The sequence below is a fragment of the Nocardioides sp. genome (assembly GCF_041393715.1).
Lineage (GTDB): Bacteria > Actinomycetota > Actinomycetes > Propionibacteriales > Nocardioidaceae > Nocardioides.
Genome location: NZ_JAWKJQ010000006.1, coordinates 231660 through 255909, shown reverse-complemented (window position 1 = coordinate 255909; position 24250 = coordinate 231660). Strand labels below are relative to the sequence as shown.

Genomic DNA, 24250 nt, shown 5'->3' with positions numbered 1-24250 from the left:
GCTCAGCCGCGCTCCTCGGCGATGCTGTTGCCGCCGTCGACCACCAAGCACTGCCCGGTGATGTACGACGCGCCGGGGGAGGCCAGGAAGGCGATCGCGGCCGCCACCTCGTGGGGCGCACCGCTGCGACCGAGCGGGGTGCTGCGCCCCTGTGTGGCCTCGTCGGCGGTCTGCGACCCGGTCTCGACCCAGCCGGGGGCGACGGCGTTGACGCAGACGCGACGGGGTGCGAGGTCGACGGCCAGGGCGCGCGTCAGGCCGACCATCCCGGCCTTCGCGGCGGCGTAGGCGGGGTTGGCCCGCATGGCCATCACCGGGCCCGTCACGCTGGCGACCATCACCACGCGGCCACCGTCGACGAGGAGCGGGAGGGCGGCCCGGGTGGTGAGGTAGGCCGTGTCGAGGTTGCGAGCGATCGCGGCTCGCCACGCGTCGGGAGCGAGGGTGTCGAGGGTGCCGTCGTCGGCCGTCGGGTCGGTCAGGGTGGCCATCCCGGCGTTGTTGACCAGCACGTCCAGCCGCCCGAACCTGGCCTCGACCCGAGCCATCATCGCGGCGACCTGTCCCGGGTCGGTCAGGTCGCCGACCAGGCCGAGTGCGTCGGCCCCACCGAGCTCGACCGCCCGGGTCAGCGCACGTTCGGTGGTGGCGGCCACCACCACCTCGGCGCCCCGGTCGCGGAGCAGCCGCGCGGTCGCGAAGCCGATGCCGGTGGCGCTGCCCGCGCCCGTCACCAGCGCCACCTTCCCGGTGAGCGCGCAGGACGTCACCGGGGCCTCGGACTCCACGTGCACAGCCTCGACGTCTGCCTCTCGGTCAGCGGGTCTCGCGTGCCGTCACCGACCGGGCGACGTCCTCCGGCATCGGCTCGTAGTGCGCGAAGGAGCGGGTGAAGGTGCCGGCCCCGTGGGTCGAGGACCGCAGGTCGATGGCGTAGCGCACCAGCTCGGTCTGCGGGACCTCGGCCTTGATCAAGGTCCGGTCGTCGCCGATCTTGTCGGTGCCGAGCAGCCGGCCGCGCCGTGACGAGAGGTCGGACATCACTCCGCCCACGTGGTCGTCGGGCACCACCACGGACACCTCGTCGTAGGGCTCCAGCATGGTCACGTTCGTCGCGGCGGCCGCCTCGCGCAGCGCCAGCGAGCCGGCCATCTGGAAGGCCATGTCGGAGGAGTCGACGCTGTGCGCCTTGCCGTCGGTGAGGGTGACCCGGAGGTCGACCACGGGATAGCCGTTGCGCACGCCGCGCTCCATCTGCGCCCGCACGCCCTTCTCGACCGAGGGGATGAACTGACGCGGGACGGCGCCGCCCACGACCTTGTCGACGAACTCGAAGCCCGATCCCTCGGGCAGCGGCTCGACCTCGACGTCGCAGACGGCGTACTGGCCGTGGCCTCCGGACTGCTTCACGTGCCGGCCGTGGCCCTTGCCGGCGCCGGCGAACGTCTCGCGCAGCGACACCAGGAACGGCGTCTGGTCGACGTGGACGGAGAACCGCGACGCCAGTCGCTCGAGGATCACGTCGGCATGCGCCTCGCCCATCGTCCACAGCACCAGCTGGTGGGTCTCCGCGTTGTTCTCGATGCGCAGGCTCGGATCCTCCGCGGCCAGCCGGTTGAGCGAGGTGGACAGCTTGTCCTCGTCGGCCTTGGAGCGTGCCTCGATCGCGACGGGGAGCAGCGGCTCGGGCATCGACCACGGACGCAGCACCCGCGGGGCCTCCGGGGACGACAGCGTGTCGCCGGTCTCTGCCTGGCTCAGCCGGCCGATCGCGCACAGGTCGCCCGCGACCACCCGCGTGGTCGGCACCTGGGTGCGGCCGAAGGCATAGGACAGCGCGCCGATCCGCTCGTCCTCGTCGTGGTCCTCGTGACCGCTGTCCTCGCCGAAGAACGACGTGAAGTGGCCCGAGACGTGCACGGTCGCCTCGGGCTCGAGGGTGCCGGAGAAGACCCGCACCAGCGAGAGCCGCCCGACGTAGGGGTCGCTGGTGGTCTTCACGACCTCGGCGACCAGGGGACCGCCGGGGTCGCAGGAGATCGGGTCGGTCTCGGCGCCGGCCGGCGTGAAGACGTCGGGGCTGGTGTGCTCGGGCGGCGACGGGAAGCCGCGGCTCGCGAGGTCGAGCAGCTCGCGACAGCCCACGCCCGACATCGAGCAGACGGGCACCACCGGGAAGAACGTCGCCTTGGACACCGCCTTCTCCAGGTCGGCGACCAGCACGTCCTCGGCCACCTCCTCGCCGCCGAGGTAGCGCTCCATCAGGGTCTCGTCCTCGGACTCCTCGATGACCGCCTCGATCAGCGAGCCGCGCTGCTCGTCGTCGGCGTGCTCGCTGGGGGAGAGGAGGCCGGCCAGCGCCGTGACCTCCTCGCCGTCGCGGACGGGCAGGTAGAGCGGCATCACCTTGTCGCCGAACGCGTCCTGCGCCTGCAGCAGGACGCCGTCGTAGTCGGCGCGCGCCTGGTCGAGCTTGGTGATCACCACCGCGCGGGGCATCCGCACCTCGGCGCACTCGCGCCACAGCGTGCGGGTGGCGTCGTCGACGCCCTCGTTGGCGGCGACCACGAACAGCGCGCAGTCGGCGGCCCGCAGGCCGGCGCGCAGCTCGCCCACGAAGTCGGCGTACCCGGGGGTGTCGATCAGGTTGATCTTGACGCCGTCGTGGACCAGCGGCGCGAGGGCCAGGGAGATCGACCGCTCATGGGCCTGCTCGGCCTCCTCGAAGTCGGTGACCGTGGTGCCCTCGCGCACCGACCCGGCGCGCGGGATCGCTCCGACGGAGGCGAGCAGCGTCTCGACCAGGGTGGTCTTCCCCGACCCGCCGGGTCCGATCAGCGCGACGTTGCGGATCTGGTCGGGGCTGCTCGCCTCGAGATCTTGCCCGGCTGGTCTGCGGTCCTTCGCCTTGTCTGCCATGACGCACCTCCGGTCAGGGTCGTGCTGGTTCGTGCTGCGGGAAGTCTCGACTCCCAACCAACTCCTGTTCCGAGCGCAGCACAAGGGTCCCCCGGGGCTGGCGGCCCGAGGGTCGCCGAGATCACATCACCGGGCGCCGCGGGGCGGTCGGCTGCGCCCCGGACCGGGCCGGCGTAGCGCCCGGAAATACAGAACCGGGCCCCTCGCTGCATGGGGTCAGCGAGGAGCCCGGGGCTCTGGGGCCCGCCGGTTTCTCCGGCAGACAACACGACTATCGTACTAAAAACGGGGCTTGTCCGGGGAATTGACGAACTGGCACGCGCGAGAGGCAAATCGAAATGACTGGTCTGGACCTGTTGACGCCCGGACGTCGGGCGCTCTTCATCGGCGGTCAGTGGCAGGAAGCCGCCGGAGGCGGCCGTTTCCCTGTGCTTGACCCCGCTGACGGTTCGACACTGACGGATGTGGCCGACGGTCGAGCGGAGGACGCGCGGGCCGCGCTGGATGCCGCCGCGACCGCCCAGGCGGGCTGGGCGGCGACGGCCCCCCGGGAGCGCGGCGAGATCCTGCGCCGCGCGTTCGAGTCGATCATGGACCGGGCCGACGACTTCGCCGAGCTGATGAGTCTGGAGATGGGCAAGACCGTCGCCGAGGCGAAGGGCGAGGTCGCCTACGGCGCGGAGTTCTTCCGGTGGTTCAGCGAGGAGGCGGTGCGCATCCACGGTCGCTGGATGCACAACCCCGCCGGCGGCACCCGCCTGCTCACCATCCGCAAGCCGGTCGGCCCGTGCCTGTTCATCACGCCCTGGAACTTCCCGCTGGCGATGGGCACCCGCAAGATCGGCCCGGCCGTCGCCGCCGGCTGCACGATGGTGGTCAAGCCGGCGGAGCTCACCCCGCTCACGATGCTGGCCCTGGCCGGCGCCCTCCAGGACGCCGGGCTGCCCGACGGTGTCCTCAACGTCGTCACCACCACGACCTCGCCGGCGATCTCCGAGGCGCTGATGGCCGACCCGCGGCTGCGCAAGGTCAGCTTCACCGGGTCGACCGTCGTCGGCAAGGTGCTGGTGCGGCAGTCGGCCGACCAGCTGCAGCGGATGAGCATGGAGCTCGGTGGCAACGCGCCGTTCATCGTCTTCGAGGACGCCGACGTCGATGCCGCCGTCGACGGCGCGATGATCGCCAAGATGCGCAACATGGGGGAGGCCTGCACCGCCGCCAACCGGTTCCTGGTCCACGAGTCGGTGGCCGTGGAGTTCGCCGAGAAGCTCGGTGCCCGGATGGGTGCCCTCAAGGTCGGCCGCGGCCAGGACGCCGGGGTCGACGTCGGGCCGCTGATCGACGACAAGGCGGTCGCCTCCATCCGGCAGATGGTCAACGACGCCGTCGTCGAGGGGGCCCGGGTGGTCGTCGGGGGCCAGGCTCCCGAGGGCCCGGGTCACTTCTTCCAGCCCACCGTGCTGCTCGACGTCAAGAGCGACGCGGAGATCATCGCCCAGGAGATCTTCGGTCCGGTGGCGCCGATCGCGACGTTCACCACGGAGGAGGAGGCCATCGAGCGGGCCAACAGCACGGAGTACGGCCTGGCGTCCTACGTCTACACCCGAGACCTGGCCCGCACCATCCGGGTCTCCGAGGCGCTGCAGTTCGGCATGGTCGGCATCAACAGCGGACTGATCTCCAACGCCGCCGCGCCGTTCGGCGGCATGAAGCACAGCGGCTTCGGTCGTGAGGGCAGCTTCGAGGGCATCGAGGAGTATCTCGAGACGACGTACGTCGCGCTGCCGGCCACCTGAGCCGGCGAGATTTCACGAAGGGGTTACCCACGGCGCCGCCCGGAGTGCCAGGGTGGCCTCCATGAGCAAGCCGCCACCGCCCGGCAGCGCCGGGCAGCCCACCACCGTCGTGCTCTTCGGGGCGACGGGAGACCTGGCGCAGCGCAAGCTGCTGCCCGGCCTGTTCCACCTGCAGCGCACCGGTCTGCTGCCGGAGCTGCGGGTGCTGGGCACCTCGCTGGAGGACTTCGACCACGACTCCTTCGTCGCCTTCGCACGCAAGGCGCTCGAGGAGTACGCCAGCGACGTGACCGAGGAGCAGTGGGACGACTTCGCGCAGACGCTCTTCTTCACCCCCGGTGGCTCGCCCGAGACGTTGCGCGCCGCGGTGGAGGAGGCCGAGTCGGTGAACCCGGGCGGGTTCCTGCGCCTGCACTACCTCTCGGTGCCGCCGGCCGCGGCGCTGGCGGTCGTGAAGACCCTGGCGGAGGCCGGGCTGCACACCGACAGCCGGATCATCATGGAGAAGCCGTTCGGCACCGACCTCGCCTCGGCCCGGCGGCTCAACTCCGCGTTGCACGAGGTCTTCGACGAGACCCAGATCTTCCGGATCGACCACTTCCTGGGCAAGGAGCAGGCGCTCAACATCCTGGCCTTCAGGTTCGCCAACGGGCTGTTCGAGCCGGTCTGGAACCGGAACATGATCGACCACATCCAGATCGACGTGCCCGAGCAGCTCGGTCTGGAGCAGCGGGCGTCGTTCTACGAGGCCACCGGCGCCTATCGCGACATGGTGGTCACCCACCTCTTCCAGATCCTCGCGTTCACCGCGATGGAGGCGCCGACCTCCTTGGACCCGCTCGCGATCACCGAGGAGAAGAACAAGGTCTTCCGCTCGATGCTGCCGATCTCGCCCGACGACGTGGTGCGCGGGCAGTACACCGGCTACCTCAGTGAGCCCGGCGTCTCGCCCGACTCGGAGACCGAGACCTTCATCGCGCTGCGCTGCTACGTCGACAACTGGCGCTGGGCCGGGGTGCCGTTCTATCTGCGCACCGGCAAGAAGCTCGCCGAGGGCCAGCGGATCATCTCGATCGCCTTCAAGGAGCCGCCCCAGTCGATGTTCCCGGAGGGCTCCGGGATCGGCCAGCACGGCCCCGACCACCTGACCTTCGACCTCGCCGATCAGGGCAAGATGTCGCTGTCGTTCTACGGCAAGCGGCCCGGTCCGGGCTTCCGGCTCGACAAGCTCTCCATGCAGTTCGCGATCGCGGAGACCGGCTGGGCCGGGTCGGTGCTCGAGGCCTACGAGCGGCTGATCCTCGACGCGGTCAACGGCAACCACACCCTGTTCACCACGGCGGAGGGCGTCGAGCGTCTCTGGGAGGTCTCGGCGCCGCTGCTGGAGGACATGCCCCCGGTGCGCCCCTACGCCGAGGGCTCGTGGGGCCCGAACCAGATCCACCAGCTGATCGCCCCGCACACCTGGCGGCTGCCCTTCGAGCGGACCTGGCGCGACAAGAAGTAGCGTCGCCGGGTGGACCTGTATGGCGACCTGGTCGAGCAGTACCGCGAGTTCGCCGGGCACGCCGCGGCCGACTCGCCCTACTTCGCCGCCTGGTCCCTCGGGGTGGCTCAGGACGACGACGTCCTCTCGTGGCTGACGCGACTGCCCCGGGTCAAGCAGCAGCCCAACCTGGTCTTCGCCGCTGCGCGCTGGCACGGCGTCCCCGCCCCCGGACCGTACGCCGGCCTGCGCGACGCCCTGCTCGGTGACGACGGGCGGATCGAGGCGACCATCCGGAGCCGGCGTACCCAGACCAACGAGGTGGGCCGGCTGGCCACCCTGCTGCCCGCGTTCGGCCTGGCCGCGCGGGACACCGCGGAGCCGCTGGTCCTGATCGAGGTCGGGGCGAGCGCCGGCCTGTGCCTGTTCCCGGACCGCTACCGCCACCGATGGCGGTGGGCCGGTGAGCCGCCCCGGGAGGAGTCCCTGGGGGAGGGTCCCGAGCTCCGGTGTGACGTCGCGGGGCCGGTGCCCCTGCCTGACACGCCGCCGGTCGTCGGCTGGCGGGCCGGGATCGACCTGCATCCCCTGTCGGTCCACGACGCCGACGCGATGGACTGGCTGGAGATGCTGGTCTGGCCCGAGCAGCACGACCGCCGGGTCCGCCTGCGCCGGGCGGTCGAGGTGGCCGCCGCGGAGCCGCCGTACCTCGTCCGGGGCGACCTGCTCGACGAGCTGCCGCTGCTGGTGGAGGAGGCGCAGGCGTTCGGCCGGGTCGTGGTGTTCCACACGGCGGTGGTCGCCTATCTCGACGAGCCGGCCCGGCGTCGGTTCGCCGACCTGATGGCCGGCCTGGTCGCCTCCGGCGCCTGCCACTGGGTGAGCAACGAGGGCCGGCGGGTGCTGCCCGAGGTGTCGGCCACGGCTCCCCGCGGGGCCGGGACCGACGACGACCTGCACTTCGTCCTCGGCCTCGACGGCCAGGCCCTCGCCCGCACGCACGGTCACGGCCGGGCGCTGCGGTGGCTGGGTTGATGCTCATCCAGCCGGGCTAGAGGGCCGGGACCTGAGGTGCGCCTTCGGCGGCGAGGACTGGCCGCGGCGGCTAGGGTCGGGGCCACCCGCGAGTGGTGCCGCGTCGCGGCTCCTCAGCGACGAGATCCGAGAGGAGGTGCGGGTGTCCCGAGACGAGCGAGCCGTGACCGAGCTGCCGGAGCTCCCGGAGGGCTTCGTGTTCGGCACCAGCACCTCGGCGTACCAGATCGAGGGAGCCTGGACCGACGACGGCAAGGGCCTGTCCATCTGGGACACCTTCGCGCACCTGCCCGACCGGATCATCGACGGATCCACCGGGAACGAGGCCTGCGACCACTACCACCGCTATCCCGAGGACGTCGCGCTGATGAAGCAGCTCGGCGCGAAGGGCTACCGCTTCTCCGTCTCGTGGCCGCGGGTCCAGCCGCTCGGCTTCGGTGAGGTCAACGAGGCGGGTCTCGACTTCTATGACCGGCTCGTCGACGAGCTCTGCGAGGCCGGCATCGAGCCGATGGTCACGCTCTACCACTGGGACCTCCCGCAGGAGCTGGAGGACCGGGGCGGTTGGCTGGACCGCAACATCGCCGGCGTCTTCGGCGAGTTCGCCCGGATCGTCGCCGAGCGGATCGGTGACCGCGTCGAGCACTGGGTCCCCATCAACGAGCCCAACGTCGTCACGATGCTGGGCTACGCCACCGGTGTGCACGCGCCGGGGCACCAGCTGCTGTTCGACGCCCTGCCGGTGGCCCACCATCTGCTGCTGGCCCACGGACGCGCGGCCATCGCGCTGCGCGAGGCCGGCGCCCAGAGCGTGGGGTGCGCCAACAACCACGCGCCGATGTGGCCGGCCACCGACTCCGACGCCGACATCGGCGCGACGAAGCTCTTCGACCAGCTCTGGAACGGGCTCTACCTCGAGCCGATGCTGCTCGGCCGCTACCCGGTCGACCTGGCGCCGTTCATGGACGAGTTCATCGAGCCCGGTGACCTGGCGCTGATCCGGCAGCCGCTCGACTTCTACGGCCTCAACTACTACAACCCGCTGAAGATCGCCGCGACCCCGGAGGACGCCGAGCTGCCCTTCGAGCAGCTGCCGATCGTCGGCTACCCCACCACCGACTTCGGCTGGCCGGTCGTGCCCGACGCCCTGCGTGAGTGGCTGATCACCATGCGGGCGCGCTACCGCGCCGCGATCCCGCCGGTCTACATCACCGAGTGTGGTGCCTCCTACGGCGTCGGGCCGGACGCCGACGGGGTCGTCGACGACCAGGCCCGGATCGACTACCTCGACGCGCACCTGCGGGCGGTGGCCGAGGCGGTCCGGATCGGCCTGGACATCCGGGGCTTCTACACCTGGAGCCTGCTGGACAACTTCGAGTGGGCCGAGGGCTACACCCAGCGCTTCGGGCTGGTGCACGTCGACTTCGAGACCCAGCAGCGCACCCCCAAGCGCTCCTTCGACTGGTACTCCCGGGTCATCGCCGCCACCCGCTGACGCCCGACATGCGGGAAATGGCCCCCCGACATGCGGGGAATGGCCCCCCGACATGCGGGGAATGGCCCCCCGACATGCGGGAAGTGGCCGCCCGAGCTAGAACGAGTGCTTGACGTCCATCACCGCGCGCACCCGCTCCAGGTCGAACGGCTCACCGAGCCAGTCGTGCAGCCCATGCAGCGTCGCCGGGTCGGCGACGTACTCGTCGTAGTGCACGCGGTACGCCGCGTCCCCGAGGGCGTCGGCGACGCGCAGGATGCGCGCCTCGGTCTCGCGGAGCACCGCGGCGGCGTCGTCGCGCTTGCCCCACCACTTGCTCTGGGCGACGGCGGCGAGGTCGCGGGTGTTCACGACGAACCGCGCGCCGGGGAAGACCGCTCGCACGAACTCGACGTAGTCCGGCAGGTCGTCGTAGGCCCAGCGGATCTCCTTGAACCCGGTCACCCGCGTATCCGGCTCCGGGCGCAGCAGCGTCTCGGTGACCAGCCGGCGGATCCCGGTCAGCGCCTCGGCCGCGGGATATCCGGTGATCCCGAAGAACGGCATCGTCGGCCGCGCGGTGCGCTCGGGGTTGCGGTGCCCCGCCTCGGCGACGCAGGTGGTGTGGAAGTCGTAGAGCCCGCGCAGCGCGCCGCGGTTCTCGCCGCGGATGAGATAGCCCGGGAGTGCGTTGAGCAGGCCCTGCAGCAGCGTCGACCCGGAGCGGCCGTAGGTCATCACGAAGAGGTACGCCGGCTCCGACACACCCCGCACCCTAGGGCACGGCCGGACTCCCTCCGGGCGGCTCGGCTCGCGCAGCCGCCATCGACACCTCGCGGGACCATTTCCCGCATGTCGCGGTGAACGGCGGGTCGGGAGCACCCAGGGGAACGCCGTAGGCTGTCGGCCATGTCCAGCAGCACGGCAGCGACGCCCGGGGCCGCGACCGGCGCGACGTCCTCCTCAGGCAGCGCAGACCCCTCCGGCCGGCGACTCGTCTTCGTCGTCGGCTCGGGACGCAGCGGCACCAGCACCATGTCGGGGACCCTGCAGACCCTCGGCATCCACGTGCCCCAGCCCGAGGTGAGGGCCGACGACACCAACCCCAAGGGGTTCGGCGAGCCGCAGTGGGTGGTGGACCTCCACGACGAGCTGCTCCGCCGCTGCCAGGTGCAGGTCTCCGACGCGCGCCCCTCGGCGTGGTTCGAGGCCGGCAAGCTGGCCACCGACGAGGAGCTCCGCGAGCGGCTGCACCGCTGGCTGGAGGAGCAGTTCGCCGAGGGCGGCAGCGAGCTGGTGGTCAAGGACCCGCGGCTCTCGTGGTTCCTGGGCCTGTGGCGCGGGGCAGCGGTCCGCGCCGGGGCCACGCCGTCGTACATCACCATGCTGCGGCCGGTCACCGAGGTGGTCGGGAGCAAGCAGAAGTACTACTCCTCGCGCTTCGGTGAGGTCAGCCGCACCGCCGCCTGGGTCAACATGATGCTGCACACCGAGCGCGCCACCCGCGAGGGCGTCCGTGCCTTCGTGCGCTACCACGACCTGCTCAGCGACTGGACGGTGCCGTTGTTCGCGATCGGTGAGCAGTTCGGCCTCCAGGGGGTGCAGACCGCCTCGGCCAACGACATCCGCAAGGTGCACAACTTCATCGACCCGAGCCTGCGCCGGGTGCAGGCGACGTGGGAGGACCTGCAGGTGCCACCGCGGCTGCGTGAGGTCGCCGACGAGACCTGGCAGGCGCTCGACGCGATGGCCGAGCCGGACGGGGACACCGCCGAGGTGCGGGCGACGCTCGACCAGCTCCGGGTCGCCTACACCGATCTCTACGACGAGTCCGAGGCGCTGGCGCAGTCCAGCGTGATCGCGGCCAGGCGGGCCGGCCAGCGACCCGCGGCCCCGGCCGCGGCGGTGCCGGCGCGTCGCGTCGACCGCATCCCGCACGGCGTGCGCGCGGCGGTGCCCGGCCCGGTCCGCCGGGGCCTGCGCAAGGCCCTGGGCCGGGAGCGCTGACAGCGGATGAGTCGCGCGCCCGCGGCGCCGGACGCCCGGAGCCGCCTGGTCAACCGCGAGGGTCGCGACGACTTCGCCGCGACCTGGCCGTGGGCCGAGCTGCCCGACCACCAACGCCTCCCCCAGGCGACCACGGCCGTGCTCCGGGTCAAGAACGAGGCGCGCAGCCTGCCGTTCGTGCTGCCGCCGCTGGTCCGCAGCTGTCAGGCGATCGTGGTGGTCGACAACGGCTCCGACGACGGGACCCCCGAGGTCGCGGCCGAGGTCGTCGAGGAGCTGGGGGCCGGCGACCGGCTGACGGTCACCGACTACCCGTTCGCGGTGAGCCGCTGCGGCCCCGAGCACCTGCACACCCCGGCCGACTCGGTGCACTCGCTGACCTACTTCTACAACTGGGCGTTCAGCCATGCGCGGACGGCGTACTCCCTGAAGTGGGACGGCGACATGGTGCTCACCAGCGACGGTGAGGAGCTGCTCCGCGACCTGGCCTGGCAGCTGCCCGGTCGTGACGTGGTGCTCTCGGTGCCGCGGCACAGCCTGTACGTCGAGTCCGAGCGGGTCGGCTACCTCGACCTGGGCTTCGCCAACGCCGAGCCCTATGGCTATCCGATGGGTCCCGACTACCTCCACGTGAAGGCCTTCGAGTGGGAGCTGCGGCTCTATCCCGACTCGGCGCGCCACCTGCGCCTGCCCGAGGGCAGCTCGGTGGAGCTGAAGTGGCTGGACTCCGACGAGTTCGCCCACTGGACCAGCCCCGAGGCGTTCGCCGAGAGCGCCCGCACCCGACGCAAGCGGCGGGAGTACCACCTGTTCACCGACCTGGCCGCCGGCCGCTGGGAGGGACAGCCGGGGATCATCCGGGTCGAGGCGCCCGCAGGGGTCCACGTGGTCGACCACGTGACCCGGACCTGGCTGCCGCAGGCGCCGCGGCCGCTGGTGGACCGCAGCATCGAGGAGCCGCGGAGGACGGCCTCGTGAGCGGCCCCGAGCGCCACCCCGACATCGCCTGTCGCGAGGGTGACCCGGCCTTCGACGTGACCTGGCCGTGGCACGACGGGCCGCTGGAGCCCGGGCTGACCTGCGTGTTCCGGGTGAAGAACGAGGCCCGCAACCTGCCGTGGGTGCTGCCGCCGATGTTCCGGGCCGTGCAGCGGGTCGTGCTGGTCGACAACCTGAGCGACGACGGGACCGGCGAGGTCGGCCACGACGTGGCGGAGGAGTGCGGCGCCCTCGACCGCTACCGGGGGCTGAGCTATCCGTTCCGGGTCAGTCGCGCCGGTGCCGAGCACCGCGAGACCCCGGCCGACTCGGTGCACTCGCTGACGCACTTCTACAACTGGTCCTTCGGCCAGGTGCGGACGGCGTACTCCATGAAGTGGGACGGCGACATGGTGCTCACCGCCGACGGCGTCGACGTGCTGCGCGACCTGTCGTGGCAGCTCGAGGGGCGCGAGGCGGTCGTGGTGATCCCGCGGCACCCGCTCACGGTGGTCGACGAGCGCACCGGATGGCTCGACCTCGGCAAGTCGTTCCTGGAGCCGTGGGTCTATCCGATGGGACCCGACTACACCTTCGTCAAGGCCTTCGAGTGGGAGGTCCGCGAGTGGCCGGAGCGGGCCGAGCGGCTGGTGCTGCCCGACGGCCTCGCGGTGGAGCTCAAGTGGCTCGACGCCGACGAGTTCTCGCACTGGACCGACCCGTCGCAGTTCAACGCCCGCCGCTCCCCGCGCAAGCTGCGGGAGTGGCAGATCGACCAGGCGGTGCGGCAGGGGAGGGGGGCCGAGATCGAGGGGCTGGTCGAGATCGTGGCGCCGCCCGGCGTGCACATCGTCGACCACGTCGTGAACACCTGGCTGCCGCGTGCCGAGCGGCCGCTGGTCGGGCGGCCGCGTCCGGCCGCTGCCGGGTCTCCCGGGGTGGCCGCGGGGAAGCCCGCGGACGACCCCGGTCGGGCGATGGACCCGCTGCAGGTGGCGCTGCGCAACGCGGCCCAGCCGGTGCTGGGCCTGGTGCACCCCGACTGCGCCCACCTGGCCCCGCGGCTGCCCGAGGGCGCGACGGTCGTCCAGCTGCCCACCGAGTCGGTGCCCGACACCGGCCGCTGGGGCACCATCGTGCTGATCGTGCCCGACCGCGACGCGCTGCAGCGCGCGGTCGCCCGGCTGCCCGCGACGCGGGCGACCCGCAACGTCGGCGTCTTCCTGGAGTACGCCGACGAGGTGGTCACGCTGACCCCCGAGACGACTGGCCGCGGATGACGATGATGAGCACCCGTCGCGACCGGCATGAATACGTCACGGTCGCCCGCTTCTCCAACTGGATGGCCGGCAAGGCGGTGCTGTCGGAGTTCGCCCGGCAGGCCGTCCGTCGTGGCCTGACGCCGCACACGGGCCTGCGCGTCGGCGTGCACGGCGGCGCCGTCGCTCCCCGGGGAGGTGCACGCGATCCGGCTCGACGAGCTCGAGGCCGCGACCGACGCCGACCGCGACGTGCCGCCCGACGTGATCGTCAGCGACCAGGCCGACCTCACCCTCGGCGAGCACCACGTCACGGGGCGGGCCCCGGTGGTCGTCGACGAGTCCTCGGGCGCGCTGGCGATCGGCGCGCTGGAGGAGCGCATCTTCAACCCGATCGGCTTCGAGCGGGTGGTCGGCGAGCCGGTGGCGTCGCTGGGGGTGACGTCGCAGGGTGGCCCCGCCGGCGCCCCGGTGCTGCGGCTTCCCGGGCGGGAGCTGGTCTCGACGCCGGTGCGGGGGGCGACCGAGGAGATGATGCACGCGCTGCGCGCCCACCTCGGGGTCGAGGTGACCTGGCCGGAGACCCGCGACCTCGGGCTGGCCCGCACCGTCGCCGGGCTCGCGATGGCGGGCGTGCCGCTGGTGGGCACGGCCCCGACCTGGGCCGGGGACCTGCTGGGCGACGACGTGGTCGCGGCCCTCGCGGCCCCGGTCGACCTGGCCGACGAGCTGGCCCGCGAGGAGCACTCGGTGGTGCTGCGGCGGGCGGCGCTGCGGGAGTTCTCGATGCCGGCCTGGCGGGCTCGGGTCGCGACCGGGCGCGGCTGCGGCCGCCGTACTCACCGAGCGTGAGCGTGGTCGCGGCCACCAAGCGCGCGGACAACCTGGAGCACTTCCTCGCGCAGGTGCGCCGCCAGCGCGGCCTGGAGCTCGAGCTGGTGCTGGCGCCGCACGGGTGGGAGGCCGATGCCGCACGGGTCGCCGAGCTGGCCGGCGCGCAGGTGCGCACCGTGGTGGTGCCGCAGCCCGCCGACATGCTCTTCGGTGACGTGCTCGCCGCCGGCGTGGCCGCCGCCTCCGGCGACCTGGTGCTCAAGATGGACGACGACGACTGGTACGGCCCCGACTTCGTCACCGACCTGTTGCTGGCCCGCGGCTACAGCGGCGCCGACCTGGTCGGGATGCCCGCGGAGTACCTCTACCTCGAGCCCTCGACACCACCGTGCGCCGCAACGACGGGTCGGAGGAGTTCGGCCGGTTCGTGGCCGGCGGCACCATGATGATCTCCCGGCAGACGCTGCGCGAGCTCGGCAGCTTCCGGCCGGTGCGGAGGTACGTCGACGCCTCGCTGCTGGCTGACCTGCTCGCCGCCGGCGGGTCGGTCTATCGCACCCAGGGGCTGGGCTACCTGTTCCGGCGCGGTGAGGCGGGGCACACCTGGCAGGCCGACCTCGACTTCTTCCTCGACCCCGAGCGGCTGCGGTCGCGCTGGGAGGGGTTCACCCCCAGCCGGCTGCTCGGCGTCGACAGGCCCTAGCCTCCGAGGATGGCGGCCGGCAGCCCGGCTCAGCGTCGGCCCAGCCCCCGGGCGTCCCACCCGGCCGCCCGCCAGGCGGCCAGGTCGAGCACGTTGCGACCGTCGAGCAGGCGTCGCCCGCGAGCGACCGAGCCCACCTGGTCGAGGGAGAGCTCGCGGAACTCCGGCCACTCGGTGAGGTGCAGGAGCAGGTCGGCGTCGGTGGCCGCCTCGAGTGCCGACGACGCGTAGGTCAGCGTCGGGAAGACCCGACGGGCGCTCTCGCCGGCGCGCGGGTCGTAGACCGAGACCTGGGCTCCGCGCAGCTGCAGGTGGCCGGCGATCCAGAGGGCCGGGCTGTCGCGGACGTCGTCGCTGTCGGGTTTGAACGCCGCGCCCCAGACGCCGATCCGGCGGTCGATCAGCGAGTCGCCGAGCATCGAGGTGGCCAGCCCGACGACGTACTCCCGGCGGCGCTGGTTGATGTCGTCGATCTCGCGCAGGAAGCTCATCGCGTCATCGACGCCGAGCTCGCCCGCCCGGTGCAGGACCGCGCGGATGTCCTTGGGCAGGCAGCCGCCCCCGAAGCCGATGCCGGCGTTGAGGAAGCGGCGGCCGATCCGGGCGTCGTGACCGATGGCGTCGGCCAGGTCGACCACGTCGGCGCCGGTGACCTCGCAGATCTCCGACACCGCGTTGATGAAGGAGATCTTCGTGGCCAGGAACGCGTTGGCGGCGACCTTGACCAGCTCGGCGGTGGCGAAGTCGGTGACCACGACGGGGCTGCCCGCGTCGATCATCGGCGCGTAGAAGTCGCGCAACGTCCGCTCCGCCGACGCCGACCCGACACCGAACACCAGACGGTCCGGCTCGAGGGTGTCCTTGATCGCGAACCCCTCGCGCAGGAACTCCGGGTTCCACGCCAGCTCGGCCCGCTCCCCCGCGGGGGCGAGCTCGGCCAGCCGGGCCGCCAGCCGGGCCGCGGTCCCGACCGGCACGGTCGACTTGCCGACCACGAGCGCCGGCCGCGTCAGATGGGGGGCGAGTGCGTCGATCGCTGCGTCGACCTGGCTGACGTCGGCACCCAGCCCCGAGGCCGACTGGGGGGTGCCCACGCACAGGAAGTGCAGATCGCCGAAGTCGGCGGCCTCGGCGGCGGAGCCGGTGAACCGCAGCCGGCCGGACGCGACGTGGCGTCCGAGCAGCTCGGCGAGCCCGGGTTCGTAGAACGGAACCTCCCCCGCGGCCAGGGTCGCGCGACGCGCCTCGTCGGTCTCGACGCCGAGGACCTCGTGGCCGAGCTCGGCCATGCTCGCCGCGTGGGTTGCTCCGAGGTAGCCGCAGCCGATCACCGTGATGCGCACGGCGACGAGTCTAGGGAGGCTCCGAGCCGAAGCCGTGCCCCGGGCCAGGTCTCGTGCCCTAGGCTGACCGCGACCTGCCTCCCCCGCGAAGGACGTCGACCCCATGCTGCACCGCCTGCTCCGGCTGGCCCTGCCCGTCGCCGCCGGCATCGCGCTCCTGGCCGCCGTCGCGGCGGAGTTCGGCCAGCTCCGCGAGACGGCCGGACTCGGGATGCTCGCGCTGGCGGTGGCGCTGACGGCCATCCACCTGCGCCTCGACAAGCTCGAGAAGCGGATGGCCCTGGTGGCGAGGCAGGGTCGGCAGCGCGGGGCCGAGCAGGAGCGGCTCGCCGCACTCTTCGACCGCAACCGCGACGTCGTCCGGCGACAGGGGGAGCGGGTGCGCCGCGACCTCGCGGGCGTACGCCGGCACCTCGACCAGCTGCCCAGCGACACGGCGTACCTCCAGCGGCTGGTGGCCAAGACCGCCGACCCCGAGGCGCCGCTGCCCGCGCTCGGCGGCTGGGCGGCCACGGCCCGCAGCATCCTGGCCCTCGTCGACGAGATCGAGCGGGCCCCCGGTCCGGTGACCGTGCTCGACTGCGGGTCGGGGTCCTCGACGGTGCTCGAGGCGCTGCTCCTCAAGCACCGCGGCGCGGGCGGGCACGTCTATGCACTCGACGCCGACCCCGGCTTCGCGGAGGAGACCCGCGGCTACCTGCGTGCCCACGGTGTGGAGCAGTTCGGCGCCGTGGTCGACGCGCCCCTCGTCGACGTGACGCTGCCCGACGGCAGCACGGCGCCGTGGTACGACCTGAGCGGCCTTCCCGACATCGGCGAGATCGACATCCTCTTCGTGGACGGGCCGATCGGCACCATCGCCGACGAGGCCCGGTTCCCGGCGTTCCCGCTGCTGGCCGACCGGCTCGCCGACGGCGCCCTGGTGGTCCTCGACGACACCAACCGGCCGGCGGAGAAGAGGATCGTGCGGCGCTGGCTTGAGGAGGAGTACGCCGGCCGGCGGCTGACCCAGGCGCGCACGCACGGCCGGGCGACGCTGCTGCGGGTGAGCCGCACGTCCTGACGCCGGCGCCGAGGACCCAGCGCCTCAGTCGCCCAGCACCTCAGTCGCCGAGGCCGGCCGCCATCCGGCGCACCAGTTCGGTGAGCCGCGCGGGTGAGGTGGCGAGGTTGACCCGCAGGTGTCCCGGCAGGCCGGGGTGGTAGTCGTGGCCGGGGCTCAGCCACGCGCGCTCCTTGACGAGGATGCGCTCGGCGGGGTCGTCGAAGCCGTAGGCACGCAGGTCGACCCAGGCGAGGTAGGTCCCCTCCAGCGGTCGCATCCGCGCCTCGGGGAGCTGCTCGGCGAGCAGCCGGCCGAACAGCGAACGCTGCCCGTCGAGCCGGGCAAGCAGGGCGTCCAGCCACGCGTCGCCGTGGGCGTAGGCCGCCACCGCGGCGACCACGCCCAGCGGCGACCACGAGTCGTTGCGGACGTAGGGGATGCTCAGCAGCCGGTCGCGGGTGGCCGGGTCGGCGGTGACGATCTGCGCGCACCGCAGGCCGGGCGTGTTGAACGCCTTGGACGCGGCGGTGACGACCACCGCGTGGTCGGCGGTGCCCTCGATCGCGAGGTAGGACACGTGCTCGGCGCCCGGCAGTGCCAGGGGTGCGTGGATCTCGTCGCTGATCACGCGGGCGCCGTGGCGCAGCACGACATCGCGGATGCCCTCGAGCTCGGCACGGGTGAAAACCCGGCCCCACGGGTTGTGCGGCTGGGTGAGCAACAGGGTGCGAGCGCCATCGGCGAACAGCCGGTCGAGGCGGTCCAGGTCGATCTCGGCGCGCTCCGCGTCGGGGTCGAGGACCAGGTCGGCCCGCGGCCTGCCGGTGACCTCCGCGATGGACAGCTGGGGTGCATACATCGGCACCGGGCACACGAGTGGGCCGGGCTCGCAGAGGACGTCCAGCAGCACCCGCACCCCCGCGGTCACGTCGACGACCGGCAGCACCTGGTCGGGGTCGACCCGCTGCCCGTAGCGGCGCTCGGCGAAGCCGGCGTACGCCTCGCCGAGCTCGCCGCCGGTCTCGAACCGGGGGTAGCCGGTGACGCCTGCGTCCACGGCCTCGCGCAGGGCGTCGTGCACCACGGGAGCCAGGGCGTAGTCCATCTCGGCCACCCAGGCGGGCAGCACGTCCGGCTCGGCCATCCCCCACTTCGCGAGCGCCCGGCGGGCCTCCTCGTCGGTCAGGTCGCGGATCAGGTCCGGAGCGTTCGTCGGGGCGGCTGCGGGGGTCACGAACGCGAGCCTACGACCCGTCTCGGCGGGCCTGCGGACGTGTACCCTCGCACCCGTGCTGATCTCCGACCACCACCGGATGCTGTTCGTGCACGTCCAGAAGACCGGTGGGGTCTCGATCGACCGGATGCTGCGAGCCCACATCGACGACCTGCGCTCGGTGGCGGCCCGGCACGCGACCCTGGCGAAGATCCTCAAGAACGAGCCGGAGCTGCACGGCTACTGGACCTTCGGCTTCGTCCGCAACCCGTGGACCCGGATGGTCTCGTGGTGGTCGATGATCGAGAAGTGGAACAAGTTCAACGGCCCGCGCTCCGGCAAGGACCACGGTGACAAGCGGCTCAACCCGTTCTGGGTCGCCGCCGACTCCTACCACGACTTCGAGGAGTTCGTGACCCGCGGACCCGAGGACTTCCGCCGGCTGCGCACCCCGCAGATCGACTACCTCACGACGCCGCACCGGCGCGCCGACTTCATCGGCCGCACCGAGACGTTCAACGCCGACATCCGGGCGGTGCTGGCCCGCCTCAACCTGCCGCTGATCGAGCCCGAGCAGCACAACGTGAGCAGGCACGGCACCCACCAGAGCTACTACACCGACGCCACCCGCAAGCGGGTCGGCGAGATCTTCGCCAAGGACATCGACCTCTTCGGCTACGAGTTCTGAGCGCGGCGCGCTGCCGTCGAGACCAGCAACCACCCCCAGCGGCGGTCGGGTCAGAGCGCCGCGGCCACCCGGGTGCCCTGCTCGATCGCGCGCTTCGCGTCCAGCTCGGCGGCGACGTCGGCGCCGCCGATCAGGTGCAGGCCGGATCCGCGGCTCTCGGCCAGCGCGTCGTAGAGATCGCGGACCGACTCCTGGCCGGCGCAGACCACCACCGTGTCGCACTCGACCACGCTGGCCGCGCCGTCGACGCTCAGGTGCAGCCCGTCGTCGTCGATCCGGTCGTACGACGCCCCGGAGACCATCCGGACCCCGCTCTGCTTGAGCACCGCGCGGTGCGCCCACCCCGAGGTCTTGCCGAGCCCGATGCCGATCGGCGTCGTCTTGCGCTGCACCAGCGTCACCTCGCGCACGGGCTTGCGCGGGCGCGGCGCGGTCAGCCCTCCGCGCTCCTCGGCGGGGTCGCCGACGCCCCAGTGGGCCATCCAGTCGTCGAGGCTCTCGCCGGGCTCGTGCGTGAGGTAGTGCGCGACGTCGACGCCGATCCCGCCGGCGCCGATCACCGCCACCCGGGGCCCCGCGGTCGCGCGGCCGGACAGCAGGTCGGCATAGGACACGACGGACGCATGGTCGAGCCCGGCGATGTGGGGCACCCGCGGCACCACGCCCGTGGCCACCACCACCTCGTCGTACGCCGCCAGGTCGGCCGCGGTGGCGCGTGTCGACAGGCGGACCTCGACCCCGAGCACCTCCAGCCGCCGTCGGTAGTAGCGCAGCGTCTCGGCGAACTCCTCCTTGCCGGGGATCGCCATCGCCAGCCGGAACTGGCCGCCGAGCTCGGGCCCGGCCTCGAACAGCGTCACCGCCAAGCCGCGCTCGGCGGCGGACACCGCGGCGGCCAGGCCGGCGGGTCCGGCGCCCACGACGGCGACCGTGCGGCGCCGCTCGGCCGCCGGGACCGGGACGAGCACCAACGTGGTCTCTCGGCAGGCGCGGGGGTTGACCAGGCACGAGGCCTTGTCGTTGCTGAACACGTGGTCGAGGCAGGCCTGGTTGCAGCCGATGCAGGTGTTGATCTCGTCGGCGCGGCCGGCGGCGGCCTTCGCCGCGAAGTCGGGGTCGGCCAGCAGCGGCCGCGCCATCGACACCAGGTCCGCGTCTCCGGCGGCCAGGATCTCCTCGGCGACCTCGGGGGTGTTGATCCGGTTGGACGCGCAGACCGGCACGGCCACCTCGGCCCTGAGGCGGGCGGTCAGCGAGCGCCAGGCGGCGCGCGGGACCTGGGTGATGATGGTCGGCACCCGCGCCTCGTGCCAGCCGATGCCGGTGTTGAGGACGGTGACGCCGGCCTCCTCGAGCAGGTGGGCCAGCTCGATGGTCTCCTCCCAGGTCTGTCCGTTCTCGACCAGGTCGAGCAGCGAGATCCGGTAGACGATCGGGAAGTCGTCGCCGACCGCCTCGCGGGCCCGGCGGACCACCTCGACGGGGAAGCGCATCCGCGCGGTCGCGCTGCCGCCCCACTCGTCGTCGCGGTGGTTGGTGCGCGCCGCGAGGAACTGGTTGATCAGGTAGCCCTCGGAGCCCATGATCTCGACCCCGTCGTAGCCCGCCTTCTGCGCGAGGGCCACGGTGCGCGCGAACGCCGTCGCGGTCTGGTCGACGCCCTTGGTCGACAGGGCGGAGGGCTTGAACGGCGTGATGGGCGACTTGATCGCGGAGGCGCTGACGCTGAGCGGGTGGTAGCCGTAGCGGCCCGCGTGCAGCACCTGTAGGGCGATCGCCCCACCGGCGTCGTGGACGGCTCCGGTGAGGTCGCGGTGTCGCATCGCCTGGAGGCGGGTGGTCATGTCGGAGGCCAGCGGCTTGAGCCAGCCGCGGCGGGTGGGGGCGTAGCCGCCGGTGATCATCAGGCCCACGCCGCCGCGGGCCCGCTCGACGAAGTACGCCGTCAGGGCGGGCAGGTCCCACACCCGGTCCTCGAGACCGGTGTGCATCGAGCCCATCACCAGCCGGTTGCGCAGGGTGAGCGACCCGAGCCGCAGCGGGCTCATCAGGTGGGGGTAGGCCGAGTCGGGTGGTGTGGCGTGCTGGGTCATCGGGCTCCCTCGGGGACGGGGTGGTCGGACGGTGTGTCGGCGTAGGCCAGGAGGTACTCCTCGAGCCAGCCGATCCAGAACTCCTCCAGCCGGATGCCGCCGCGCAGCACCAGATAGCTGTCGAGGTCCTGGCCGGACAGCTCGGCCGGCACGGGATAGTCGCGGGCGGCCAGCTGGTCGTAGTGGGCGAGTCGGGTGCGGTGGTCGGCGAGGTTGCCGCGGACCACCGCGAGCACCGCCTCGCGGTCGCCGCGCGAGGCGCCGCGCATCTTCACCGCCAGGTCAGAACGGAGCGGCTCGAGGGGGGTCGGCGTGGCCAGCCAGTCGGCGAGCACCCGGCGGCCCTGCTCGGAGACGGCGTACACCTTCTTGGTCGGTCGGTCGGACTGCTCCACGAACTCCCGATCCAGCCAGCCGTCGGCCTCCATCCGGGCCAGCACCCGGTAGATCTGCTGATGAGTGGCGTGCCAGAAGAAGCCGATCGACCGCTCGAAGCGGCGGGCCAGGTCGAGCCCGGCGGCGGGGCGCTCGCTGAGCGCCACCAGCAGCGCGTGCTCGAGAGCCATGAGCGGAAGGGTAGGACAGGTATGCAACGAGTTGCAACCCTGCCTCTCGCGGGGCCCGTGAACCGCTGGATGATCGGCCGGGGGCGTGGCCACGCCGTGGTGCACTCGGGCCACCATCAGCCGCAGCGCTGACCGCGGACGGGACGCCCGTTCCCGCGCCGCCGGACGCCAACTACGATGCGGCCATGCGTCAGCCCGACATCACTCTGCGCCGCCTCGGCGTCGCCCTCGCCGCCCCGCTCCTCCTGTTCGCCGCCGCGTGCGCGCCGCAGGAGGACTCCACTGCCACGGACTCCACGAGCGACTCGGGCTCGCCGTCGGAGTCCGCCTCGGACACCACCGCCGCCGACCCGTGTGCGACGGACTCGCTGCCCACGCTGACCCCGGGCACGCTCACCGTCGGCACCGACTCGCCGGCGTACGACCCGTGGTTCCGCAACAACGACCCGTCCAACGGCAAGGGCTACGAGTCCGCCGTGGCCTACGCCGTCGCCGACCGGCTCGGCTTCAGTGCCGACCAGGTGACCTGGGTCAAGGTGCCGTTCAACTCGTCCTACAAGCCCGGGGCCAAGGACTTCGACTTCGACATCAACCAGATCTCGATCACGCCGGAGCGAGCCCAGGTCGTCGACTTCTCCGACGGCTACTACCAGGCCTCCCAGGCCGTGATCGCGCTCAAGGGCAGCGCCGCCGCCGGTGCGACCAGCCTCGCCGACCTCCAGGGCCTCAAGCTGGGCGCCCAGACCGGCACCACGTCGCTCACCGCGATCCGCGACGTCATCAAGCCGAGCGAGGACCCCGCGGTGTTCCCCAACACCAACGCCGCCAAGCAGGCGCTGCTCAACGGCCAGGTCGACGCGATCCTCGCCGACCTGCCGACGGCGTTCTACATCGTCGCCGTGGAGATCCCCAAGGGCACCATCGTCGGGCAGTTCCAGCCCACCTCGGGCGAGCAGGAGGAGTTCGGGATGCTCTTCGAGAAGGGCAGCCCGCTGGTCCCCTGTGTCGACCAGGCGCTGCAGTCCCTGAAGGACGACGGCACCCTCGCCGGCATCGAGAAGCAGTGGCTGTCCGACACGGTGAACGTCCCGGTCCTCCAGTGATCGGCTGCGACCACCCGCGGTGACCACGCCCGACCCTGCCGCCTGGGAGCCCAGCGACCGCGAGCTCGAGCGCCGCGCCGTCCGCCGCCGGATGGCGCTGCGCTCGCGGCTCATCGCGACCCTCGCGGTCGGGGCGTTCCTCGCCGTCACCCTGGGAGCGATCCTGGCCTCGCCGGGGTGGCCACGGGTCCAGGAGACGTTCTTCAGCTGGGAGCACGCGCGCGACTCGTTCGGTGAGATCTGGAAGGGGTTCTGGCGCTACAACGTGGTGATCTTCCTGATCGCCGAGCCGCTGATCCTGGTGCTCGGCCTGGGGCTCGCCGTCGCCCGTCAGGCGCGGTCGCCCTGGCTGACGCCCGTCCGCGGGCTGGCCGTCGTCTACACCGACCTGTTCCGAGGCGTGCCGACGCTGCTCCTGGTGATGCTGTTCGGCTTCGGGATGCCGGCGCTACAGCTGCAGGGAGTGCCCAACAGCGGGCTGTTCTGGGCGATCGTCGCCCTGGTCGTGTCCTATGCCGCCTACGTCGCCGAGGTGTTCCGGGCCGGCATCGAGTCGATCCACCCGTCCCAGCTCGCCAGCGCCGACGCCCTCGGGCTCAGCCGCGGGCAGGCGATGCGCCATGTCGTGGTGCCCCAGGCGGTGCGGCGGGTCATCCCGCCGTTGCTCAACGACTTCGTGTCGCTGCAGAAGGACACCGCGCTGGTCTTCGTGGTCGGCGTGCTGGACGCCGTCTGGGCCGCCCAGGACTACGGCAACTACCACTTCAACTACACCCCGCTGGTCGTGGTCGCCGTCTTCTTCGTGGTCCTCACCATCCCGCTGGCCCGCCTCACCGACTGGCTGCAGCGGCGGATGGCCGAGCGGGAGAGGGCGGGCCAGCGATGACGGCCCCGCGCGCCGCGGGCCCCACCCCAGGGGCGGTCAGGGAGCCGATCCTCGAGGTCCGCAACCTGCGCAAGTCCTACGCCGACAAGGTGGTGCTCGCCGACATCGACCTCACGGTGTCGCCCGGCGACGTGATCTGCCTGATCGGGTCCTCGGGCTCGGGCAAGTCCACGCTGCTGCGCTGCCTCAACCTGCTCGAGGACATCGACGACGGTGTCGTCGTGTTCCAGGGCGAGGAGGTGTCGGACCCGCGCTGCGACCGGCGCGCGGTCCGCGGCCGGATGGGCATGGTCTTCCAGGCCTACAACCTCTTCCCGCACCTGAGCGTCCTCGACAACATCACCCTGGCGCCGCGCAAGGTGCATCGGGTCGGGCGCGTCGAGGCCGAGGGGCGCGCCCACGAGCTGCTCGAGCGCTTCGGCCTCGCCGACAAGGCGGCCAGCCACCCCGACCGGCTCTCCGGCGGCCAGCAGCAGCGGGTCGCGCTGGTGCGTGCGCTGGCCACCCGGCCGGCGCTGCTGCTGCTCGACGAGATCACCGCCGCGCTCGACCCGGAGCTGGTCGGCGACGTGCTGGCGATCGTCCGCGACCTGGCCGAGGAGGGCACCACCATGGTGCTCGCGACCCACGAGATGACGTTCGCGCGCGAGGTGGCCACCAGCGTCTGCTTCCTCGACGCCGGCCGGGTGCTGGAGTCCGGGCCGCCGGCGCAGATCTTCTCCGCCCCCCGAGAGGAGCGCACCCGGCAGTTCCTTCGTCGGGTGCTGCCTCCGGGCTGAGACCGTGCGAGCGGAATCATCGGGGGCTCGGCGCTGTTGGGGA

At 72.4% G+C, this 24250-nt stretch carries 22 protein-coding genes; 15 read left to right on the top strand and 7 right to left on the bottom strand.

Annotation, left to right across the window (positions count from 1 at the left end):
• Positions 1-2 precede the first annotated feature (2 nt).
• Together R2740_RS11835 and R2740_RS11830 are read right to left on the bottom strand one after the other, a co-directional pair.
• Positions 3-788, bottom strand: a complete 786-nt coding sequence (locus R2740_RS11835) for an SDR family NAD(P)-dependent oxidoreductase (RefSeq protein WP_371302884.1) — start codon at positions 786-788, stop codon at positions 3-5.
• Between the two features lie 28 nt (positions 789-816).
• The gene (locus R2740_RS11830) at positions 817-2919 is read right to left on the bottom strand and encodes an elongation factor G-like protein EF-G2 (protein WP_371302883.1); all 2103 of its coding nucleotides are present in this window, start codon (positions 2917-2919) and stop codon (positions 817-819) included.
• A 338-nt stretch (positions 2920-3257) separates the two neighbouring features.
• On the opposite strand from R2740_RS11830, the gene R2740_RS11825 reads away from it, so the two are divergent.
• The 4 genes from R2740_RS11825 to R2740_RS11810 all read left to right on the top strand — a co-directional run bounded on the left by R2740_RS11825 (position 3258) and on the right by R2740_RS11810 (position 8731).
• Positions 3258-4715 (top strand): NAD-dependent succinate-semialdehyde dehydrogenase, encoded by a 1458-nt coding sequence (locus R2740_RS11825; protein ID WP_371302882.1) that lies wholly within the window; start codon positions 3258-3260, stop codon positions 4713-4715.
• Between the two features lie 61 nt (positions 4716-4776).
• On the top strand, positions 4777-6222 hold the full coding sequence (zwf, locus tag R2740_RS11820) for a glucose-6-phosphate dehydrogenase (RefSeq protein WP_371302881.1): 1446 nt from the start codon (positions 4777-4779) through the stop codon (positions 6220-6222).
• 9 nt (positions 6223-6231) lie between these two features.
• Positions 6232-7236 carry a DUF2332 domain-containing protein gene (locus tag R2740_RS11815; RefSeq protein WP_371302880.1) on the top strand — a complete coding sequence of 335 codons (1005 nt, stop codon included), beginning with the start codon at positions 6232-6234 and terminating at the stop codon, positions 7234-7236.
• 163 nt (positions 7237-7399) lie between these two features.
• Positions 7400-8731 (top strand): GH1 family beta-glucosidase, encoded by a 1332-nt coding sequence (locus tag R2740_RS11810; RefSeq protein ID WP_371302879.1) that lies wholly within the window; start codon positions 7400-7402, stop codon positions 8729-8731.
• A gap of 96 nt (positions 8732-8827) precedes the next feature.
• Here the strand turns inward: R2740_RS11810 and R2740_RS11805 are convergent, their stop codons facing one another.
• Complete coding sequence (locus R2740_RS11805; RefSeq protein ID WP_371302878.1) at positions 8828-9475, bottom strand: sulfotransferase; 648 nt, start codon at positions 9473-9475, stop codon at positions 8828-8830.
• A gap of 144 nt (positions 9476-9619) precedes the next feature.
• Here R2740_RS11805 and R2740_RS11800 point away from each other — a divergent pair, with 144 nt between their 5' ends.
• The 6 genes from R2740_RS11800 to R2740_RS11775 all read left to right on the top strand — a co-directional run bounded on the left by R2740_RS11800 (position 9620) and on the right by R2740_RS11775 (position 14491).
• Positions 9620-10717: a sulfotransferase family protein gene (locus R2740_RS11800; RefSeq protein WP_371302877.1), complete on the top strand. Its 1098-nt coding sequence runs from the start codon at positions 9620-9622 to the stop codon at positions 10715-10717.
• A gap of 6 nt (positions 10718-10723) precedes the next feature.
• Positions 10724-11695, top strand: coding sequence for a hypothetical protein (locus tag R2740_RS11795; RefSeq protein WP_371302876.1), 972 nt, complete (start codon positions 10724-10726; stop codon positions 11693-11695).
• Entirely contained in the window at positions 11692-12975 is a 1284-nt protein-coding gene (locus tag R2740_RS11790; RefSeq protein WP_371302875.1) for a hypothetical protein, read from the top strand. Before R2740_RS11795 ends, R2740_RS11790 begins: the two co-directional genes overlap by 4 nt.
• Positions 12976-13152: 177 nt before the next feature.
• Positions 13153-13806, top strand: a complete 654-nt coding sequence (locus R2740_RS11785; protein WP_371302874.1) for a hypothetical protein — start codon at positions 13153-13155, stop codon at positions 13804-13806.
• Positions 13803-14234, top strand: coding sequence for a glycosyltransferase family 2 protein (locus R2740_RS11780; RefSeq protein WP_371302873.1), 432 nt, complete (start codon positions 13803-13805; stop codon positions 14232-14234). The genes R2740_RS11785 and R2740_RS11780 overlap by 4 nt, the downstream gene beginning before the upstream one ends.
• Positions 14216-14491 carry a hypothetical protein gene (locus R2740_RS11775; protein WP_371302872.1) on the top strand — a complete coding sequence of 92 codons (276 nt, stop codon included), beginning with the start codon at positions 14216-14218 and terminating at the stop codon, positions 14489-14491. The genes R2740_RS11780 and R2740_RS11775 overlap by 19 nt, the downstream gene beginning before the upstream one ends.
• A 29-nt stretch (positions 14492-14520) precedes the next feature.
• Here the strand turns inward: R2740_RS11775 and R2740_RS11770 are convergent, their stop codons facing one another.
• Entirely contained in the window at positions 14521-15834 is a 1314-nt protein-coding gene (locus tag R2740_RS11770; RefSeq protein ID WP_371302871.1) for a UDP-glucose/GDP-mannose dehydrogenase family protein, read from the bottom strand.
• Between the two features lie 103 nt (positions 15835-15937).
• Here R2740_RS11770 and R2740_RS11765 point away from each other — a divergent pair, with 103 nt between their 5' ends.
• A complete protein-coding gene (locus R2740_RS11765) occupies positions 15938-16897 on the top strand; it encodes a class I SAM-dependent methyltransferase (protein ID WP_371302870.1) in 960 nt (319 codons plus the stop codon).
• A gap of 40 nt (positions 16898-16937) precedes the next feature.
• Here R2740_RS11765 and R2740_RS11760 read toward each other — a convergent pair whose 3' ends face one another.
• Positions 16938-18113: a MalY/PatB family protein gene (locus R2740_RS11760; protein WP_371302869.1), complete on the bottom strand. Its 1176-nt coding sequence runs from the start codon at positions 18111-18113 to the stop codon at positions 16938-16940.
• Positions 18114-18168: 55 nt separating this feature from the next.
• Here R2740_RS11760 and R2740_RS11755 point away from each other — a divergent pair, with 55 nt between their 5' ends.
• Entirely contained in the window at positions 18169-18780 is a 612-nt protein-coding gene (locus R2740_RS11755) for a sulfotransferase family 2 domain-containing protein (RefSeq protein WP_371302868.1), read from the top strand.
• A gap of 50 nt (positions 18781-18830) precedes the next feature.
• On the opposite strand, the gene R2740_RS11750 is transcribed toward R2740_RS11755, so the two are convergent.
• Positions 18831-20873 (bottom strand): NADPH-dependent 2,4-dienoyl-CoA reductase, encoded by a 2043-nt coding sequence (locus R2740_RS11750; RefSeq protein WP_371302867.1) that lies wholly within the window; start codon positions 20871-20873, stop codon positions 18831-18833.
• On the bottom strand, positions 20870-21439 hold the full coding sequence (locus R2740_RS11745) for a PadR family transcriptional regulator (RefSeq protein ID WP_371302866.1): 570 nt from the start codon (positions 21437-21439) through the stop codon (positions 20870-20872). Before R2740_RS11745 ends, R2740_RS11750 begins: the two co-directional genes overlap by 4 nt.
• 185 nt (positions 21440-21624) lie before the next feature.
• Between R2740_RS11745 and R2740_RS11740 the strand changes: the two genes are divergently transcribed.
• The 3 genes from R2740_RS11740 to R2740_RS11730 are packed head-to-tail and all read left to right on the top strand — an operon-like array spanning position 21625 to position 24207.
• Positions 21625-22542 (top strand): ABC transporter substrate-binding protein, encoded by a 918-nt coding sequence (locus tag R2740_RS11740; protein WP_371302865.1) that lies wholly within the window; start codon positions 21625-21627, stop codon positions 22540-22542.
• A 19-nt stretch (positions 22543-22561) separates the two neighbouring features.
• Positions 22562-23428: an amino acid ABC transporter permease gene (locus R2740_RS11735; RefSeq protein ID WP_371302864.1), complete on the top strand. Its 867-nt coding sequence runs from the start codon at positions 22562-22564 to the stop codon at positions 23426-23428.
• The gene (locus R2740_RS11730; RefSeq protein WP_371302863.1) at positions 23425-24207 is read left to right on the top strand and encodes an amino acid ABC transporter ATP-binding protein; all 783 of its coding nucleotides are present in this window, start codon (positions 23425-23427) and stop codon (positions 24205-24207) included. The genes R2740_RS11735 and R2740_RS11730 overlap by 4 nt, the downstream gene beginning before the upstream one ends.
• The last annotated feature ends 43 nt before the right edge of the window (positions 24208-24250 follow it).